Here is a 361-nt window from a genome sequence, read left to right as displayed (position 1 = left end):
TTGCTCCTGAAGCATTTTGTAGTTTTTTTCTTCGTCATATTCATAGATACTCATTTTCACAACCTCCGCTCGGTTCCTGCGCAGGAAATCTGCCATGATATCCTGATGAATACACTCATCAATTGCCTCATTGACTGCGTGTTTGAGGTTCATACCGTTTTTTCGTTTCTCACGGACCAATGCAACAAACGCGGAATAGTCATGAAGCTCCCGGCATTTTTCCATTAATTCTGCATTATAACCTTTGTTAATGTTTAATACCAGTGTTTCCAGTTCCAGGTATGGATGATCGGTTCTGGGGTGATAAAGATCAGACAGACGAAGGATGGCTCGTTCCTCCATTTTCTGTTCTCCGTTGTAA

Annotated in this window: 1 pseudogene; it reads right to left on the bottom strand. The window is 41.8% G+C overall.

Annotation, left to right across the window (positions count from 1 at the left end):
* Positions 1 to 342, bottom strand: a pseudogene (locus DW819_RS15445) (hypothetical protein); the annotation flags it as partial.
* Positions 343 to 361 lie beyond the last annotated feature (19 nt).

The organism is Clostridium sp. AM33-3, assembly GCF_003480315.1.
Lineage (GTDB): Bacteria > Bacillota > Clostridia > Lachnospirales > Lachnospiraceae > Brotaphodocola.
This window is presented reverse-complemented; position numbering and strand designations above follow the sequence as displayed.